This window comes from Aminobacter sp. P4_H6_2 (assembly GCF_056400805.1).
This window is the reverse complement of record NZ_JBFUKO010000777.1, coordinates 1-2,242: the sequence shown is the minus strand read 5'-3', so window position 1 is coordinate 2,242 and position 2,242 is coordinate 1. Positions and strand designations below refer to the sequence as shown.

Sequence of the window (2,242 nt, the reverse complement as noted above, 5' to 3'; positions counted from 1 at the left end):
ATTGCACGCACACCCACGAACCATCCTGCGCCGTGCTCATTGCCCTCGAAGACGGGCGGATCGATCCCGCACGCTTCTCGCGTTGGCGTAAGCTGCATGACGAGAATACAGCTCTCGGCACTCCCAGGCCGGTCCGCCGCTGAAACTTGCCCTCAAACCACGACAAGCTCGTTTTGTGGGTCGGGAAGTAAGTCCGCTTCTGATGCTTCCGAACCTGAAACAGGCCGGTCCGAAATCGGCCCCAAGGCTGTCGTTGAAGGCAGTTGCGCTAGCCTGCCAATGCCAGTTTGCCGTAGCGGCTGACCTCGCTCTCGATCTCGGAGATTAGGCTTTCGAGGGCAGGATTCCTCGTCTTCCTTGCGCGTCGCACCACGTAGACCAGCGGCGGGGGCGCAGGAAGGCGGGTGTCGACTATATCCATGTCCGGACGCAGATGGCGGTCACTGAGGAGCGCGACGCCAAGTCCCGCGTTCACCGCGGCGACGATGCCCGCAGCACTTGAGCATTCGAACACGGTTTCCAGGTCCGCACCTCCATCCTGTCCAATGTCAATTGCCCAGCGTCGATAGAAGCAGTCGTCGTCGAAGGAGAGGAATGGGATCGGTCCTTCAGGATCCAACAACAGCTCGCGGGATTTGACCCAATGAAGGTTCTCGCGAAACAGCACCACATCTGTCGGCCGGACCTCATGGGCGAAAACCTGCACGATGGCCACGTCCAGCTCGCCGCGATCGAGCATTGACCGCAGCACCAGGCTCATTCGAACCTTCGTTCTCACCGCTACCTGGGGATGCAGGCGCCGAAAGCGCCCGAGGATGCGCGACAAGTCCGAACAGGTCGTGTCCTCAGTTGAGCCCAGCAAGATTCGACCCGCCAGGTCGGACTTCGCCAAGCTGACCAGCGCCTCGTCGTGCAGGTCGAGGATCTTCACGGCGTATTCAAGCAGCGCCCCTCCTTCGGAGGTGAACATGCCGCCGCCGGGCCGTCTATCCAGCAGCTCGCAGCCCAGGCTGGTTTCCATGCGCTTGACCTTGTGGCTCACTGCGGATTGCGTAAGCCCGAGCGCCTCGGCAGCCCGGGTGACACCCCCGTGGAGCTTGATCGCCCGAAGCGCACGCAGCGCATCGATGTCCAACCGCCTGGTGTTGATCTCGTTCATCCTTGGCCCCAACCTAGTGGCATACGACGACTGCATGGTCCAAGCATGTCATTTTTGCAAGGAATGATTACCGTGAGGCAATGCCTGTCATCATATGATCGAAATTTGTCATGTGCGCGGCCCTCAGGGAATGAGTAACTCGGGATGATATCCATGTGGGCATCCCATGACCGCTCTTTCTCTGTCTCCCACGGCCGCGACACGGTCCCGCTTCCTCTGGCCCGTAATGGCAGCGTTGCTCGTGATCGGCTGGAGTTCGGGGTTCGTCGGCATCCGCTATGCCAGCGAGCAGGCGAGCGTGGCCGTCTTGCTGTTTTGGCGCACGCTGTTGTCGGGGGGCCTGCTGCTTCCGTTCGCCCTGGCTTTCGGGCCGAGGATGCGTCTGCGCGCCGTACTGTCTCAGGTCGGGTTCGGCGTTATGGCGGTTTTCATCTACTTGGGAGGCTTTGCGCTTGCAATCGAGCAGCGCGTCCCGACCGGGCTGGTCGCGCTGATCTCCGATCTGGTGCCGCTGGCGATCGCGGTTATGGCCCAACCCTTCCTGGGAGAGCGGCTCACAAGGCGGCAGTGGTTGGGCACCGCCATCGCTGTCACGGGAGTGCTGATCGTGTCCTTCGACAGTCTGAGCTTCGGTACCGCCCCCTTTTGGGCTTACGGGTTGACCATTGGCTCGATGATGGTGTTCGCCTTGGCTTCGGTTCTCCGCAGGGGCCGGGAATCGCTTAACATGCCGGTTCACCAAAGTCTCTGCATCCACACGCTGACGGGTGCAGTCCTGTTCGGCATCTGCGCCATCGCTCAGGGAGGGATCGCGCCGCCCATGACCCGCGAGTTCGCTATCGGCATGGCCTGGCTCGTGCTGATCGCTACGTTTGCTGCCTACTCAGTGTACTACACCATGCTGCGCATGTTCCCAGTGGCGAAGGTAAGCGCGGCCATTTACCTGAGCCCGCCAGTGACAATGCTCGGGGCTTGGATGCTGTTGTCGGAGCCGCTCACCCCGGCAATGTTCCTGGGTTTGGGCGTAACTCTGGTGGGCGTCTGGCTGACTTCGCGCGGATAAGTGTCAAACGGCCCTTTAAT

2 protein-coding genes are annotated in these 2,242 nt (G+C 61.2%); one reads left to right on the top strand and one right to left on the bottom strand.

The window, feature by feature from the left end; translation table 11 throughout:
• Positions 1-268: 268 nt before the first annotated feature.
• Entirely contained in the window at positions 269-1,159 is an 891-nt protein-coding gene (locus AC1DUU_RS29980; protein ID WP_476786955.1) for a LysR family transcriptional regulator, read from the bottom strand.
• Between the two features lie 166 nt (positions 1,160-1,325).
• Here AC1DUU_RS29980 and AC1DUU_RS29975 point away from each other — a divergent pair, with 166 nt between their 5' ends.
• Positions 1,326-2,222, top strand: a complete 897-nt coding sequence (locus AC1DUU_RS29975; RefSeq protein ID WP_476786954.1) for a DMT family transporter — start codon at positions 1,326-1,328, stop codon at positions 2,220-2,222.
• The last annotated feature ends 20 nt before the right edge of the window (positions 2,223-2,242 follow it).

What these genes read in the sequence shown, in the direction of transcription:
- AC1DUU_RS29980 (WP_476786955.1), bottom strand. Translation starts at nt 1,159, where the DNA reads ATGAACGAGATCAACACCAGGCGGTTGGACATCGATGCGCTGCGTGCG.
- AC1DUU_RS29975 (WP_476786954.1), top strand. Translation starts at nt 1,326, where the DNA reads ATGACCGCTCTTTCTCTGTCTCCCACGGCCGCGACACGGTCCCGCTTC.